Below are 600 nucleotides of genomic sequence, written 5' to 3' on the forward strand. Positions count from 1 at the left end.
CCGGTCGATGGCCGCAACGTTCTGCTGCTCGATCGGTTCGATCGCACGTCCGACGGGGCGCGCATCGGGTACATGAGTGCCATGACCGTCTTGGAACGCGGTGACGGAGCCGGTGGCGACTACGTCGAGATCGCCGAGGCCATCGAAGAGGTGGGCGGTCGGGTGAAGGACGACCTGGGTGAGCTCTATCGGCGCGCTGTGCTGAGCGTCGGGCTGCACAACACCGATGATCATCTCCGCAACCATGGGTTTCTGCACTCGGTGAATGGATGGGCGCTCAGCCCCGCCTTCGACATCAACCCCGAGCCGGATCCGAAGGCCCGCCAGACCACGATCGCCGGCGCAAGTCACCACGGTGATGAGAGCGAAGGGCTGAGGGAACTTGCGCGGGCGTGTCGCCTGAGCCCTTCCGCCGCGAGGGAGGAGCGCGAGCGGATCGCCGACATCCTCGGCGGGTGGCGAGACGCCGCGGAAGCGAATCGTGTTCGTGGACCCGAGCTCAAGCGATTCGCCGAGGAGATCCAGAGTGGTATCGCGGTTCTCAGGAACTGAGGGCACGCGCCCGAACGACCGGTGAACCTCAGTGGCGTATGTCTTCGG

The 600-nt window shown here is 65.7% G+C and carries 1 protein-coding gene; it reads left to right on the forward strand.

Going from position 1 to position 600, the window contains the following annotated elements:
* Nucleotides 1-552 (forward strand): type II toxin-antitoxin system HipA family toxin (locus tag ASV53_RS24405; protein WP_141226332.1); only part of this gene is annotated, 552 nt, incomplete at its 5' end.
* Nucleotides 553-600: the final 48 nt, after the last annotated feature.

The sequence above is a fragment of the Photobacterium sanguinicancri genome (genome assembly GCF_002265265.1).
Taxonomy (GTDB): Bacteria; Pseudomonadota; Gammaproteobacteria; order Enterobacterales; family Vibrionaceae; genus Photobacterium; species Photobacterium sanguinicancri.